This window comes from Polynucleobacter sp. MG-Unter2-18 (genome assembly GCF_018687675.1).
Classification (GTDB): domain Bacteria; phylum Pseudomonadota; class Gammaproteobacteria; order Burkholderiales; family Burkholderiaceae; genus Polynucleobacter.
On the sequence record NZ_CP061302.1, the window covers coordinates 181,429 to 194,193 of the forward strand.

Here is a 12,765-nt window from a genome sequence, read left to right on the forward strand (position 1 = left end):
TGCAAAGAATAAGGAACAATCAATATAGCAAAGTGCCATTTCACTAGCTATAGCTTTATCGGAATCCTATATGAATTTATCCCTCAATCTGTGTCAGAATCTTCCGCATGCCCACTCTTAAATCAGCTGAGTATTGCGTGATATCCGCCCCCTTTGGACGTCTAGGCGTGCAAACAGAGCTGGTAGACGGGAGTTTGATGATCTCAAAAATCGATTATCTGTCGCCAGATGTTGCCTTGATTCCTCCAGGAAATACGTTAGCAAAAACTTTCTCAAAACAGTGCGCTCAATACTTCAATGACGCTTCATCAGCATTTGATGTCCCACTCAAGCCCGCTGGAACAGCCCACCAGCAAAAAGTCTGGAATGCCACCCTAGGTATTGAGGCGGGAAAGACAATCACCTATGGTGAGATTGCAAAAAAGATTAAAAGCGGACCTCGTGCCGTTGGGACTGCATGCGGAGCCAATCCTTACCCACTGGTGACCCCGTGCCATAGGGTGGTTTCTGCACAAGGTCTTGGGGGTTTTATGAAGGAAGATAGCCCAGGTTTTTATCGCCAGATCAAAATTTGGCTCTTAAAGCATGAGGGAGCTCTCTAACAAGTATTTGCCGAGAGTTTTCTGAGTTGCTTAGATGCTGCAGAAAAGAATGATTTCATCAAGAATGTATTTCCGGCTGCAATCTTCGTGAAGGCATAGAAAATCCAAACGGTATTTCTAGAAAGTTTCACCTCAGATTGATTGCTAAATTCTTTTCTATCGGCAATTTTTTCAAGCGTCATGACCGCAAGACCAAAGGCTAGAAAGCAGAAGCGTCTCATACCTATCTCATTCTCTGGGAGCAAAATAATGTAGCTCATGGAGTCTTGAAGTTTTTTGTGAGCAATCTTTAGAAGCTCTGCTTGGCTCATCTGCGCTGGCTTCCAGGAGACTCCACGTGCATGGTCCTCCGGTGAGTCTTTCAGAATGTTAGTCATTTGTAAGGCTTGACCAAAAGCGATGGCTAACTGCTCATGGCCTTGAATGCGTTTTGCAAACTCAGGGGAATAATGGCTAAAGATGTCTGTGAGCAACTCTCCCACTACGCCGGCTACTACATAACAATACTTTTCAAATTCTGCGAGATCTTTTAGTCCCTCTTGCGTTTGTCGATTATGAAAATGGGACATACCATCAGACATAATCGAAACGCAGCGATTAATGGCGGCTTGATCCCTATCTGGGAAAGTATGCAGAATGCGAAGAACAGTAGGGGTATGCGCGATTAAATCAAGCTCATCAACATTGGAATAGCCCCTTAAGGCATCTAGGCAGGGGCTTACAAATGACGTTACTGGAATAGTTCCTAGCGTTGCCTCCAAAAATAGCTTAGATAAGTGCTGCTTTTCTGCTGGATTGAGTTCAGCCGCATCCTCGATGGTGTCGACAATACGGCACAGTAAGTAGGTGTTGCCAACTACCACTTCAATTGCTGGCGGCAATAGAGGGATTGTGAGCGCAAAAGTACGCGATACGGAACCTAAAATCGCTTTTTGATAGGCTAAATCGCTATTGAGGTTCTCTGTAAGGTGGATGGCTGAATTCACCCCTGAATTATGTCAGACCAGCATGCCCAAATTTAGCTCTAGTTGCTTAAATGACATAAGTAACAAAGCCATATAATTTGTGCAAATTCCAGAAGGAGAAATTAGGCGATGTTGATTTGGTTTGTCATCATCTATTGGGTGGTTTCTGTAGGCATTGGCCTATGGGCTGCGCTACGAGTCAAAAACACTGCTGACTTCGCTGCGGCTGGTCATAGTCTTCCTTTGCCTATTGTTACTGCAACCGTATTTGCTACTTGGTTTGGCTCAGAGGCGGTTTTAGGCATTCCTGCAACCTTCCTAAAGGAGGGTTTAGGAGGAATCGTATCTGACCCCTTTGGCTCATCTTTATGCCTCATATTGGTTGGCCTGTTTTTTGCTCGCCACCTCTATAACCGTCGAATGCTCACTATTGGTGATTTCTTTAGGGAAAAATACGGTCGTACAGTTGAGGTGCTGGTTACCCTTTGTATTGTGGTTTCTTATTTAGGCTGGGTTTCAGCTCAAATTAAAGCCCTCGGCTTGGTCTTTAATGTAGTTTCCGACGGCAGTATCACGCAAACGGCTGGCATGTTGATTGGTGCTGGGAGTGTGCTGATTTATACATTGTTTGGTGGCATGTGGTCGGTAGCCATAACCGATTTCATTCAAATGATCATTATTGTGGTGGGCATGCTCTACATTGGTGGGGAGATGACAACCCAAGCGGGCGGTATGGGTATAGTTTTTGATCATGCACTTGCAGCAGGTCAATTTTCTAATTTTTGGCCTGATATGAACCTTGCCTCCATTCTGGGTTTTACTGCGGCTTTGTGCACCATGATGTTGGGTTCCATTCCCCAGCAAGATGTCTTTCAGCGGATTACCTCCTCTAAGAACGTCAACATTGCAGTTCAGGCAGCATTATTGGGTGGAGTCTTGTATTTCGTATTTGCCTTTGTGCCGCTATACCTAGCTTATTCAGCAACCATCATTAGCCCTACTTTGGTAAAGCAGTACATAGACACTGACCCGCAAATGATTTTGCCTAAGCTGATCTTGAATCACGCTCCATTGATTGCGCAGGTAATGTTTTTCGGTGCCTTACTATCGGCAATTAAGAGTTGTGCTAGTGCCACTTTGTTAGCGCCCTCTGTCACTTTCGCTGAAAATATTGTGCGAGGGTTTTTTAAGCATTTATCTGATCAAGACTTACTGAAGATTATGCGAATCACCGTTCTATGCTTCACGGTAGCAGTAACCTTTTTTGCGATTAATTCAGAGCTATCTATTTTTAAGATGGTTGAAAATGCCTACAAGGTCACGCTAGTAGCAGCTTTTGTGCCACTGGCATTTGGCGTGTATTGGTCAAGAGCAAATTCTTTAGGCGGCTTATTGGCTGTTTTAGGGGGGTTAGTGACATGGATTGGCTGTGAAATGATGGCTCCGACAGCAATCCTACCCCCTCAATTGGCAGGCCTTTTGGTCAGCATTATCGGCATGCTATTGGGTGGACTAATTGCAAGTCCGAGGCCAATATCAAGCTCAGGAGCGTTGGATAAGTAGAGCCTCAATATTTTATTGCACCCCTAAATGTTCTCCTCTAATATGAGATTAATTCAAAATTTCTTATCTTTATGGAGTTCCTATGAAAATCTGTGTGATCGGTGGAGGGGGTGCGATTGGCGGCTATCTTGCTGTCATGTTGGCACGAGCCGGTAATGACGTTACTGTAGTTGCGCGTGGCGCCACCTTGGCGGCGATCAAAGAGCGTGGCCTTGCATTAATTATGGATGACCAACCTGAGCCTTTGGTGGCGCAGGTAAAAGCAGTTGAAAAAATTCGGGATACCGAAACACCAGACGTAGTGATTTTGGCGGTAAAAGCCCACCAGGTTGAGCCAGTCATTGAAGATCTTGCTGCAATCATGGGCCCGGAAACAATCTTAATTCCGATGCAAAACGGAATTCCTTGGTGGTACTTTCAGAAGTTGGGTGGCAACTATCAGGATCACTCTGTTGAAACGGTTGATGCGGGCGGTGTTGCCAAAAATGCAATCAATCCCAACAACATCATTGGTTGCGTAGTGTATCCAGCAACCTTTACACAAGCTCCAGGTGTGATTCGTCACGTTGAAGGCAATCGCTTTCCTTTAGGTGAGTTGGATGGTAAGCAGACCGAGCGTATTCAGAAGGTATCTGAAATGATGTCGGCAGCTGGATTTAAGTCACCTATCTTGGAGGATATTCGCTCTGAGATTTGGTTGAAATTGTGGGGCAACATGACTTTCAATCCCATCAGCTCTCTGACTCATGGAACATTGGAAGGCATTTGCCAATATCCACTGACTAAAGAGTTGGCTCGCAATATGATGGCTGAAGCACAAACCATTGCCGAGAAGTTGGGTGTCACTTTCCGTGTGGACATTGAGCGTCGTATTGCTGGTGCAGAAAAGGTTGGCAAACACAAGACCTCTATGTTGCAGGACTTGGAAGCAGGTCGTAGCTTGGAGATTGATGCTTTGTTAGGCTCTGTAATTGAGCTCGGTCAGATTACCAAAATACCAACACCATGCCTTAATACAGTCTTTGCTTTAACAAAGTACCTTGATGAAAATGTCCAAGCCTCCAAAGGTAGCTTGGCATTGCCATCTGTCTCTGGTTACTAAAATCTATAGAAGTATTTAGATTTACTCTCTAAATTAGCAGGATATTAAAAACCCCTCACCACGAAACATGGTGAGGGTTTTTGTTTTGAGACTTTAGTTTTAGATCAACAGTTTTGATGAGCTATTCAAAGCGATTATCTAAGCGTCCAACACCATCAATTATGATGCTGACATTGCTACCAGGCTTCATTGAGCCAACACCAACAGAGGTACCACAGGCGATGATGTCACCAGCCTGAAGTGGGACGTCTTGAGAAATTAGGCTGACCAATTTTGCAGGTGCAAAAATCATATCTGCAATGGGGTAGTTTTGACGCTCTTGATCATTCAAAATGGTTTTGATTGTTAATTTACTTGGATCTACATCAGTAGTGATGTATGGGCCGAAGACGCCAAAGGTATTAAAACTCTTTGAGCGTGTCCACTGTGCGTAACCGGGATCGCGATTCAAAATCTCGATTGCAGTGACATCGTTAATGCAGGTGTAGCCAAAAATAGCATGAGCAGCTTGAGCCTCATCGACTTCATGACAGGCTTTGCCGATGACAATACCAAGCTCCCCTTCATAAACCACTTTTCCAGAGTAAGACTTGGGAGTGCGAATGACTTGATTTGCTGCCAAGAAAGAATTATTGCCTTTTAGAAAATACAATGGCTCTACTGGAACGGCATGCTCAAGCTTGGTAACTAGCGCATGAAAGTTATCTACCATAGCAACCATCTTAGATGGGATGCAAGGGATATCGATAATGACATCAGATAGTTTTAATGTCTCACCAGTAGCTTGCGGATGATTAAATAGATCGCCGGTGTACACGGCAATTTGATCACCTTGTACTTGTCCTAAGCCGGTCTTGCCTTGGTGTTGAAATCTGAGCCATTGAGCCATAATGAATCCTCCTGATGGTTAATATTTATAAGCAATATCTTACAGGGATGGATTGATGGTTAAGCATTCTGAATTACTATTTGCGCCTGAATTAGATCAACCAGTTCGCTATATTGAACGTACCCGTAATTACTATCTTGGTTTGGGGTATGAAACACCGTATGTTTGGGCGCATTACAGTAATGTGCCTTTTACTCCGTTGCAAAAACCGCTTAGTCAATCAACCCTCGGTTTAGTGACTACTGCCGTACCCTTTGATGCCAGTAAGGGCCTACAAGGACCTGGTGCACCTTATAACGCTGCCGCTAAGTTTTATGACCCCTATGTATGCTCGATTGATGAGAATGTAGACTTGCGTATTGCCCATGTCGGTGTTGATAGGCTCAATGCCAATATGCAGGACAGTAATTGTTGGTTTCCAATTGGTGCGGCTAAACGGGCTGTTGCAAAGGGGCGCATTCAATCCCTATCCCAGCATTTTTATGGCTTGCCAACCAATCGCAGCCAGCGCCATACTCTGGAAATTGATGCGCCCTCCATTTTGAGCAAGATGCGCGCAGATCACGTTGACCTTGCTGTATTAATTCCAAATTGCCCGATTTGTCACCAAAGTCAAAGCTTATTGGCGCGTTATTTGGAGGAGGCCGGTATCCCCACAGTCATCATGGGCGCGGCGAAAGATATTGTGGAATATTGCGGTGTGCCACGCTTGCTCTTTAGCGACTTTCCGCTGGGCAATGCTGCAGCGCTTCCTGATAATGAGCAATCGCAAGGCTCGAATTTTGAATTAGCTCTGCGTTTGCTGGAAAGTGCTCCAAGCGCACGTACAACGGTGCAGTCACCCTTGGTCTGGAATTCTGATGCTTCTTGGAAATTAGACTATTCCAATCTAGAGCGTCTAAGTGCCGAGGAAATTACACGTTTGCGTGATGAAGCTGAAAAGGCGCGTATTACAGCGCGCGATATCAGAATGAAAAGTGTTGGCGCTTAGGTCTGCCTAGACAACGAGTATGTACTCAGGGCATGTAGCGCTGTTGTCGCTTCATTTTGAGGAAATTCTTTAAGGCATTCGAGTGCTAGATCAACTTCGCGCTTTGCGGCAGCTTGGGTGTAATCCAGAGCTCCAGAATTTTGAACTGCACTCAGAATCTGTTGGAAAACATCATCCGGCAAATCTTGATTTTGTTCAATTGCTGCACGAACCAGTAAGCGCTCTTCGGTGCTACCGTTTTCAAGGAGATAGATGAGAGGCAAAGTAGGTTTGCCTTCCCTTAAATCGTCACCAGCATTTTTTCCCATTTGAGATGCGTCTGCGGTGTAATCCAGCAAGTCATCCATTAGCTGGAAGGCAGTACCAATATGGCGACCAAAAGCAGCCGACTGCCCCCTGTGTTTGTCATCAGCACCGGACAAAATCGCCCCAAGCTCTGTGGATGCCTCAAATAATTTCGCGGTTTTATAGCGGATGACTCGTAGGTAGCTTTCTTCATCTACCTCAGGGTCGTTCATATTGAGAAGTTGCAAAACCTCTCCTTCAGCTATCGTATTAGTGGCATTGGAGAGGATTTCCATGACTCGCAGGTCATTGGGCCCCACCATCATCTGAAAGGCTCTCGAATACAGAAAATCGCCCACCAGCACGCTCGCGGCATTACCAAAAGCAGCATTAGCAGTTTCTCGACCCCTTCTCAGGGTGGATTCATCGACAACATCATCATGCAGTAGGGTGGCTGTGTGGATAAATTCCACTACCGCGGCTAGTTCTAAGGCATGCGGACTTACTGCGCCATTGGCTAAAGCCTTGCTGACCAAGAGTAAGAGAGCAGGTCTAACCCGTTTTCCACCCGCCTGGATGATGTAGGAGGAGATTTGATCAATTAAGGCAACTTTTGAGGCCAAACGTAGGCGAATAACTTCGTCTAAGGCCTTGAAATCTAAGGCAATTGGGGCCAAAATTTGGCTTAATTCGTTGGTTTTGACAGTGCTCGTCATGCAAGATATAATAATCGGCTTAGCTCATCCAGGGTGGATTAGCTTAAATGTAGATATTAATTGAGGTTTCACACCATGTACGCGGTCATAAAAACCGGTGGCAAACAGTATAAAGTTGCTGCAGGCGAAAAATTGAAAATAGAACAGATACCAGCGGAAATCGGCAGCGAAATCACTCTTGACCAAGTCTTAGCCGTAGGCGAAGGCGCTTCACTCAAATTGGGTGATCCATTGGTTAATGGTGCAGCTGTGATGGCCACTGTCGTCTCCCAGGGACGTCACGATAAAGTGACAATCTTTAAGATGCGCCGTCGCAAGCATTATCAAAAGCACCAAGGCCATCGTCAGAATTACACAGAAATTCTGATTAACACGATTAAAGCCTAATTTAGGCTAACGGCTCAATAGCAGGAGAAAAGATATGGCACAGAAAAAAGGCGGCGGCTCGACACGAAATGGCCGCGACTCAGAATCGAAACGCTTAGGCGTTAAAGTTTTTGGCGGCGAGCAAATTAACGCTGGCAGCATCATCATTCGTCAACGCGGTACACGAGTTCATCCGGGTATGAACGTTGGTATTGGTAAAGATCACACTTTGTTTGCACTAGTTGACGGACAAGTGGAATTTGGCGTTAAGGGTGCTTTGAAGAAGGCCCAGGTTTCAGTTCTCCCGCGTTCATAAGACGCCTGACTGAGACACGTTTGATTCAGATTTATTCCGAATTTAACTCTTAGGAACAGGCCTCGCTAAGCGAGGCCTTTTTTATTCATGAAATTTATAGATGAAGCCCGTATTGAAGTCATAGCTGGCCAAGGTGGCGCCGGGAGCGCCTCTATGCGCCGCGAAAAGTTTATTGAATTCGGTGGTCCTGATGGTGGTGACGGTGGCAAAGGCGGAAGCGTTTGGGCTACTGCGGATCGGAACATCAACACCTTAATTGACTATCGCTATGCTAAAACGCACACCGCAAAAAATGGTGAGCCTGGTCGTGGCGCTGATTGCTACGGTCGCGCGGGCGACGACATTGAATTGCGTATGCCAGTTGGTACGATTATTTCTGATTATGAAACTGGTGAGCCGATTGCTGACTTAACTACTCATGGTGAGCGTCTTTGTTTGGCGCAGGGCGGTGTTGGTGGCTGGGGAAATATTCACTTTAAGAGTAGTACGAACCGTGCACCTCGGCAGAAAACAAATGGCAAAGAGGGCGAGCGCCGTAAGCTCAAGCTGGAATTAAAGGTATTGGCTGACGTAGGTTTGCTAGGTATGCCTAATGCTGGTAAATCGACTTTGATTACTGCTGTATCTAATGCGCGTCCAAAGATTGCAGATTATCCATTTACAACCTTGCACCCAAATTTAGGGGTGGTACGTGTAGGCGCTGAGCGGAGTTTTGTGATTGCTGACATTCCGGGATTAATTGAAGGTGCTGCTGAAGGTGCGGGCTTGGGCCATCGTTTCTTAAGGCACTTACAACGTACTGGTGTGCTGTTACATTTAGTGGATATTGCACCATTTGATGACAATATTGATCCAGTAGCAGATGCAGTTGCTATTGTGAATGAATTGCGTAAGTACGATGAAGCTCTGGTTGAAAAACCACGTTGGTTGGTATTAAACAAAGTCGATATGATTCCGGAGGAAGATCGCAAGAAGGTGGTTGCGGACTTTATTAAACGGTTTAAGTGGAAAGGTCCGGTATTTGAGATCTCTGCTTTGACAGGCTTAGGTTGCGATAAGTTGTGCTACTCATTGCAGGATTATTTAGACTCTATTCGTAAGGATAGGGATGATGAAGATGAGCGTGCTGCTGATCCGCGTTATCAAGAGCAAGCTCAGCCAGAAGATAAAACTTCAGATTAAGCAGTAGTCATTTGAGATCCGTATTGGTTATGAACACTCAGAAAGCTAAAAGAATCGTCGTGAAAGTAGGTTCAAGCCTGGTCACCAATAATGGTGAGGGCTTAGATCATGCTGCAATTGCTATGTGGGCTGACCAAATGGCCACCTTACTAGCTGATGGTCATGAAGTGTTGATGGTCAGTTCTGGTGCGATTGCTGAAGGAATGCAGCGTCTTGGTTGGACTAAGCGCCCAACAGAAATTCATCAGCTACAAGCGGCTGCTGCGGTTGGTCAAATGGGTTTAGTTCAGGTTTACGAAAGTTGTTTTGCACGTTTTAATTTACGTAGCGCGCAGGTCTTGTTAACTAATGCTGATTTGGCTGATGCTGAGCGTAATGCCAATGCCAAGGCAACTTTAGATACCTTGCTCAAGCTCGGTGTTGTTCCTATCATCAATGAAAACGATACTGTAGTTACTGATGAAATTAAATTTGGCGATAACGATAGCTTAGCTGCTTTAGTAACGAATTTAATCCATGCAGATTTATTGGTAATCCTAACTGATCAGGGTGGCTTATATACTGCCGATCCTCGTCAAGATGCTTCCGCGACTCTTTTGAGTGATGCGATTGCAGGAGACCCTGCTTTAGAAAAAATGGCTGGTGGTGCTGCAAGCGAGTTAAGTAAGGGTGGCATGCTGACCAAAGTATTGGCCGCGAAAGTCGCCACTCTAACAGGCGCAGATACTATCATTGCTTCTGGGCACGAGTCCCAGGTTCTCACCCGCTTGATGCGTGGTGAAAAAATCGGTACCCATCTTGTCTCTAGCGAAAGAAATTAATATCCCTCAATGACGCCAAAGGAATTTGAAGGTTTTGTTCCCCCCGTGAATGTTTTGACATTTAGCGAGTTCAAAATATTTCTGATGTTTTTCTCTTGGGACGCAAGGTTACAAAAAGCGCCTTGAGCTAAAGCGGCTTGGTAGCGATTGGGCATGTGATCCTGAATGCCTCGCCAGCTAGAGAGTGGATTTTCTTTCCAAACTCCACTTTCAAAAGTGCCATATAGGCGCCATTGGAACGAATCACAGCGAATACCTTCATACTGAACTTGGCTATTGCCATTGGGGCTAGTCAGAATCACGATGTATCTAGTGATGCCATCATTACCAATCAAAATTGAGTTGGTATCGACTGCAAACTTAAAAATGGTCTGCTGTGATACGTAAAAAGGTTGAGTGGTCTTATTGTTCGGGGGGTTCAGTGGCATTGCTGTGGCACCCTCTTTAAAAACCATCGGTGCAAATGGATCAACACCACTTTCTAATGGATCTCCTGCACATCCTGCTATGGCTAAACTGATGGCTAAGCTAAGAATTGAAAGTCGAAGATTGCAAATAGAGAGTTTCATCATGGCTTATCGGTAGGTTTTATTTCTGTTGGCTCATCTTCCTCACTCCCATACAGGGATTGAAATAAGTCGAGTGGGGATCCCCAGGCAAGCTGTTGCATCCGCATGCCACGGGATAAATAGCGCGCAAGCTCAGAAAGGGCTAGTTGATAAACTTCGCGCTTGAAATCAATGACTGAATCGAGTTGAATCCAAAAAGGAACCCAGCGCCAAGCATCAAACTCAGGATGCTCCGAAGCACGAAGGTGAATATCGCTATCTGAGCCCACTAAACGCAGTAAAAACCAGATTTGCTTTTGGCCGCGATAGCTAGCACGATGATTTTTTGAGGTTTGCTGGCGGCGTAAGAATTCCTCCGGGACGTCATAACGAAGCCAGTCCCTGGTCCGTCCAATAATTTGGACATGTTCTGGCAGCAAGCCAACTTCCTCATGCAATTCGCGGTACATGGCCTGCTCTGGGCTCTCTCCATGTTGAATCCCACCCTGCGGGAACTGCCACGAATGCTGCCCAACGCGTTTTCCCCAGAAAACCTCGTTATGGCTGTTGAGGATGACTATGCCGACATTGGGTCTATACCCTTCACGGTCAAGCATGAGATCGTGCCTCAAATCCTTTAAAATCAATGATTTGATTATATCCATACATGAAAGCTTCTCAATCATTTCTCGCCACGCTAAAAGAAGCCCCTTCAGACGCTGAGGTGGTATCGCACAAACTCATGGTGCGCGCTGGTTTAATACGTAAGCTCAGCGCAGGTATTTATAACTACCTACCCTTGGGTTTGAAGTCCATTCGCAAGGTTGAAAATATTATTCGCGAAGAAATGAATCGCGCTGGTGCCATTGAGTTACTCATGCCAATGATTCAGCCTGCAGAGTTGTGGCAAGAGACTGGTCGTTGGGAAAAGATGGGGCCAGAATTGCTCCGTATCAAAGATCGTCATGATCGCGATTTTTTAATTCAGCCAACCTCTGAAGAAGTGGTGACCGATTTAGCGCGTAACGAAATTAAGAGTTACAAACAACTCCCAGTGAATTTTTATCAAATTCAGACTAAATTCCGCGATGAGCGCCGTCCACGTTTTGGAATTATGCGTGGACGCGAGTTTAGTATGAAAGATGCCTATTCTTTTGACCGTGATGCTGAGGGCCTGAAGAAGTCCTATCAAATCATGTTTGATGCTTACACTCGTATTTTCAAACGCATGGGTTTGAAGTTCCGTGCAGTCACAGCTGATAACGGTGCTATTGGTGGTTCTGGCAGTCAAGAATTTCATGTGATTGCCGATACTGGTGAAGACGCCATTGTGTATTGCCCCAATTCGGACTACGCCGCTAATCTTGAGGCTGCTGAGTCGGTCTCATTGATTGGTGTGCGTGCTGCTGCAGCTAATACTTTGACTAAAGTTGCGACACCAAATCAAACAAACTGTGCAGAGGTTGCCCAGTATTTAAACTTGCCACTAGAGCAGACTGTGAAGTCCTTATTGTTTGCTGCTGATCAAGAAGAAGGTTCGGCAAAATTATTTATGGTGTTAGTGCGCGGTGACCATGAACTTAATGAAATCAAGGTAAGCAAGATTCCTGGTATGGCTGAATCCCGCTTTGCCAGTGAAGCTGAGATCAAGCAAGCTTGTAATGCGCCAGCGGGTTATTTGGGGCCGGTTGGAGTTACTGCTGATGTAACTGTAGTCGCAGATCGCACCGTTGCTAATATGTCTGACTTTGTATGCGGCGCTAATGATGCTGGTCATCACTTAACCGGTGTGAACTGGGGCCGTGATTTACCAGAACCTTTGGTGATGGATTTGCGTAATGCTGTAGCGGGAGATCCTTCCCCTGATGGTAAAGGCGTGGTTGATATTTGCCGCGGCATTGAAGTGGGTCATGTATTCCAATTGGGTACGCGTTACTCTGAAGCGATGGGCTGCACTTACTTAGATCAGCAAGGTAAAGCACAGCCAATGGTGATGGGTTGTTATGGCATTGGTGTAACTCGCTTACTAGGTGCTGCAATCGAGCAGGGTAATGATGAGCGTGGAATCGTTTGGCCGATTTCGATGGCACCATTTGAAGTGGTGATTTGCCCGATGGGTTACGATAAATCAGAGGCAGTGAAAGCTACTGCTGATCAATTACATGATGAATTAATTGCTTCTGGGGTAGATGTAGTGCTCGATGATCGCGGCGAGAGACCGGGCGCGATGTTTGCTGATTGGGAGTTAATTGGCGTGCCGTTCCGCGTAGTGATTGGCGATCGCGGTTTGGCAGATGCTCAAGTGGAATTCAAAGGTCGTACAGATGCCGAATCAGAGAATATTCCACTAGCAGAAATTAAAGCAAAAGTGATTGCTGCAGTTGATGCAGCTAAAAAACTCGTTTTTTAAACCAAACAG

13 protein-coding genes and 1 pseudogene are annotated in these 12,765 nt (G+C 45.6%); 9 read left to right on the top strand and 5 right to left on the bottom strand.

Translation table 11 applies throughout. The features are described 5' to 3' along the window. The first annotated feature begins 107 nt into the window (after positions 1-107). Complete coding sequence (locus C2759_RS00990) at positions 108-602, top strand: methylated-DNA--[protein]-cysteine S-methyltransferase (protein WP_215355556.1); 495 nt, start codon at positions 108-110, stop codon at positions 600-602. On the opposite strand, the gene C2759_RS00995 is transcribed toward C2759_RS00990, so the two are convergent. Next, positions 599-1,588: a phytoene/squalene synthase family protein gene (locus C2759_RS00995; protein ID WP_215355558.1), complete on the bottom strand. Its 990-nt coding sequence runs from the start codon at positions 1,586-1,588 to the stop codon at positions 599-601. The two genes, C2759_RS00990 and C2759_RS00995, sit on opposite strands and share 4 nt — an antisense overlap. Before the next feature lie 108 nt (positions 1,589-1,696). Here C2759_RS00995 and C2759_RS01000 point away from each other — a divergent pair, with 108 nt between their 5' ends. Both C2759_RS01000 and C2759_RS01005 read left to right on the top strand, forming a co-directional pair. Then, the gene (locus C2759_RS01000; RefSeq protein ID WP_215355560.1) at positions 1,697-3,130 is read left to right on the top strand and encodes a sodium:solute symporter family protein; all 1,434 of its coding nucleotides are present in this window, start codon (positions 1,697-1,699) and stop codon (positions 3,128-3,130) included. An 82-nt stretch (positions 3,131-3,212) separates the two neighbouring features. After that, positions 3,213-4,232, top strand: a complete 1,020-nt coding sequence (locus tag C2759_RS01005) for a 2-dehydropantoate 2-reductase (RefSeq protein ID WP_215355562.1) — start codon at positions 3,213-3,215, stop codon at positions 4,230-4,232. A gap of 121 nt (positions 4,233-4,353) precedes the next feature. Here the strand turns inward: C2759_RS01005 and C2759_RS01010 are convergent, their stop codons facing one another. Further along, positions 4,354-5,121 (bottom strand): fumarylacetoacetate hydrolase family protein, encoded by a 768-nt coding sequence (locus tag C2759_RS01010; RefSeq protein ID WP_215355564.1) that lies wholly within the window; start codon positions 5,119-5,121, stop codon positions 4,354-4,356. A 55-nt stretch (positions 5,122-5,176) separates the two neighbouring features. Here C2759_RS01010 and C2759_RS01015 point away from each other — a divergent pair, with 55 nt between their 5' ends. After that, positions 5,177-6,112 carry a glycine/sarcosine/betaine reductase selenoprotein B family protein gene (locus tag C2759_RS01015; protein ID WP_215355566.1) on the top strand — a complete coding sequence of 312 codons (936 nt, stop codon included), beginning with the start codon at positions 5,177-5,179 and terminating at the stop codon, positions 6,110-6,112. Here the strand turns inward: C2759_RS01015 and C2759_RS01020 are convergent. Further along, a complete protein-coding gene (locus C2759_RS01020; protein ID WP_215355567.1) occupies positions 6,109-7,113 on the bottom strand; it encodes a polyprenyl synthetase family protein in 1,005 nt (334 codons plus the stop codon). The genes C2759_RS01015 and C2759_RS01020 overlap by 4 nt on opposite strands. A gap of 75 nt (positions 7,114-7,188) precedes the next feature. Here C2759_RS01020 and rplU point away from each other — a divergent pair, with 75 nt between their 5' ends. From rplU to proB, 4 genes and pseudogenes are all read left to right on the top strand, one after another. Further along, on the top strand, positions 7,189-7,500 hold the full coding sequence (rplU, locus tag C2759_RS01025) for a 50S ribosomal protein L21 (RefSeq protein ID WP_041484800.1): 312 nt from the start codon (positions 7,189-7,191) through the stop codon (positions 7,498-7,500). Positions 7,501-7,534: 34 nt separating this feature from the next. Then, a complete protein-coding gene (gene rpmA, locus C2759_RS01030) occupies positions 7,535-7,795 on the top strand; it encodes a 50S ribosomal protein L27 (RefSeq protein ID WP_015420374.1) in 261 nt (86 codons plus the stop codon). An 87-nt stretch (positions 7,796-7,882) separates the two neighbouring features. After that, positions 7,883-8,977 carry a GTPase ObgE gene (gene obgE, locus C2759_RS01035; RefSeq protein WP_215355569.1) on the top strand — a complete coding sequence of 365 codons (1,095 nt, stop codon included), beginning with the start codon at positions 7,883-7,885 and terminating at the stop codon, positions 8,975-8,977. A gap of 11 nt (positions 8,978-8,988) precedes the next feature. Beyond that, positions 8,989-9,783 (top strand): annotated as a pseudogene (gene proB / locus C2759_RS01040) (glutamate 5-kinase); the annotation flags it as partial. Between the two features lie 11 nt (positions 9,784-9,794). Here the strand turns inward: proB and C2759_RS01045 are convergent. Then, entirely contained in the window at positions 9,795-10,370 is a 576-nt protein-coding gene (locus C2759_RS01045; RefSeq protein ID WP_251366985.1) for a CNP1-like family protein, read from the bottom strand. After that, entirely contained in the window at positions 10,367-10,963 is a 597-nt protein-coding gene (locus C2759_RS01050; protein ID WP_215355572.1) for an RNA pyrophosphohydrolase, read from the bottom strand. The genes C2759_RS01045 and C2759_RS01050 overlap by 4 nt, the downstream gene beginning before the upstream one ends. 50 nt (positions 10,964-11,013) lie before the next feature. On the opposite strand from C2759_RS01050, the gene C2759_RS01055 reads away from it, so the two are divergent. Beyond that, positions 11,014-12,756: a proline--tRNA ligase gene (locus C2759_RS01055; protein WP_215355574.1), complete on the top strand. Its 1,743-nt coding sequence runs from the start codon at positions 11,014-11,016 to the stop codon at positions 12,754-12,756. Positions 12,757-12,765 lie beyond the last annotated feature (9 nt).

Bases quoted from the DNA above. Each gene is read 5' to 3' on its own strand.
- C2759_RS01020 (WP_215355567.1), bottom strand. From the start codon at position 7,113: ATGACGAGCACTGTCAAAACCAACGAATTAAGCCAAATTTTGGCCCCA.
- C2759_RS01005 (WP_215355562.1), top strand. From the start codon at position 3,213: ATGAAAATCTGTGTGATCGGTGGAGGGGGTGCGATTGGCGGCTATCTT.
- rpmA (WP_015420374.1), top strand. From the start codon at position 7,535: ATGGCACAGAAAAAAGGCGGCGGCTCGACACGAAATGGCCGCGACTCA.
- C2759_RS01055 (WP_215355574.1), top strand. From the start codon at position 11,014: ATGAAAGCTTCTCAATCATTTCTCGCCACGCTAAAAGAAGCCCCTTCA.
- C2759_RS01050 (WP_215355572.1), bottom strand. From the start codon at position 10,963: ATGCTTGACCGTGAAGGGTATAGACCCAATGTCGGCATAGTCATCCTC.
- C2759_RS01015 (WP_215355566.1), top strand. From the start codon at position 5,177: ATGGTTAAGCATTCTGAATTACTATTTGCGCCTGAATTAGATCAACCA.
- C2759_RS01000 (WP_215355560.1), top strand. From the start codon at position 1,697: ATGTTGATTTGGTTTGTCATCATCTATTGGGTGGTTTCTGTAGGCATT.
- C2759_RS01010 (WP_215355564.1), bottom strand. From the start codon at position 5,121: ATGGCTCAATGGCTCAGATTTCAACACCAAGGCAAGACCGGCTTAGGA.
- obgE (WP_215355569.1), top strand. From the start codon at position 7,883: ATGAAATTTATAGATGAAGCCCGTATTGAAGTCATAGCTGGCCAAGGT.
- rplU (WP_041484800.1), top strand. From the start codon at position 7,189: ATGTACGCGGTCATAAAAACCGGTGGCAAACAGTATAAAGTTGCTGCA.
- C2759_RS01045 (WP_251366985.1), bottom strand. From the start codon at position 10,370: ATGATGAAACTCTCTATTTGCAATCTTCGACTTTCAATTCTTAGCTTA.
- C2759_RS00990 (WP_215355556.1), top strand. From the start codon at position 108: ATGCCCACTCTTAAATCAGCTGAGTATTGCGTGATATCCGCCCCCTTT.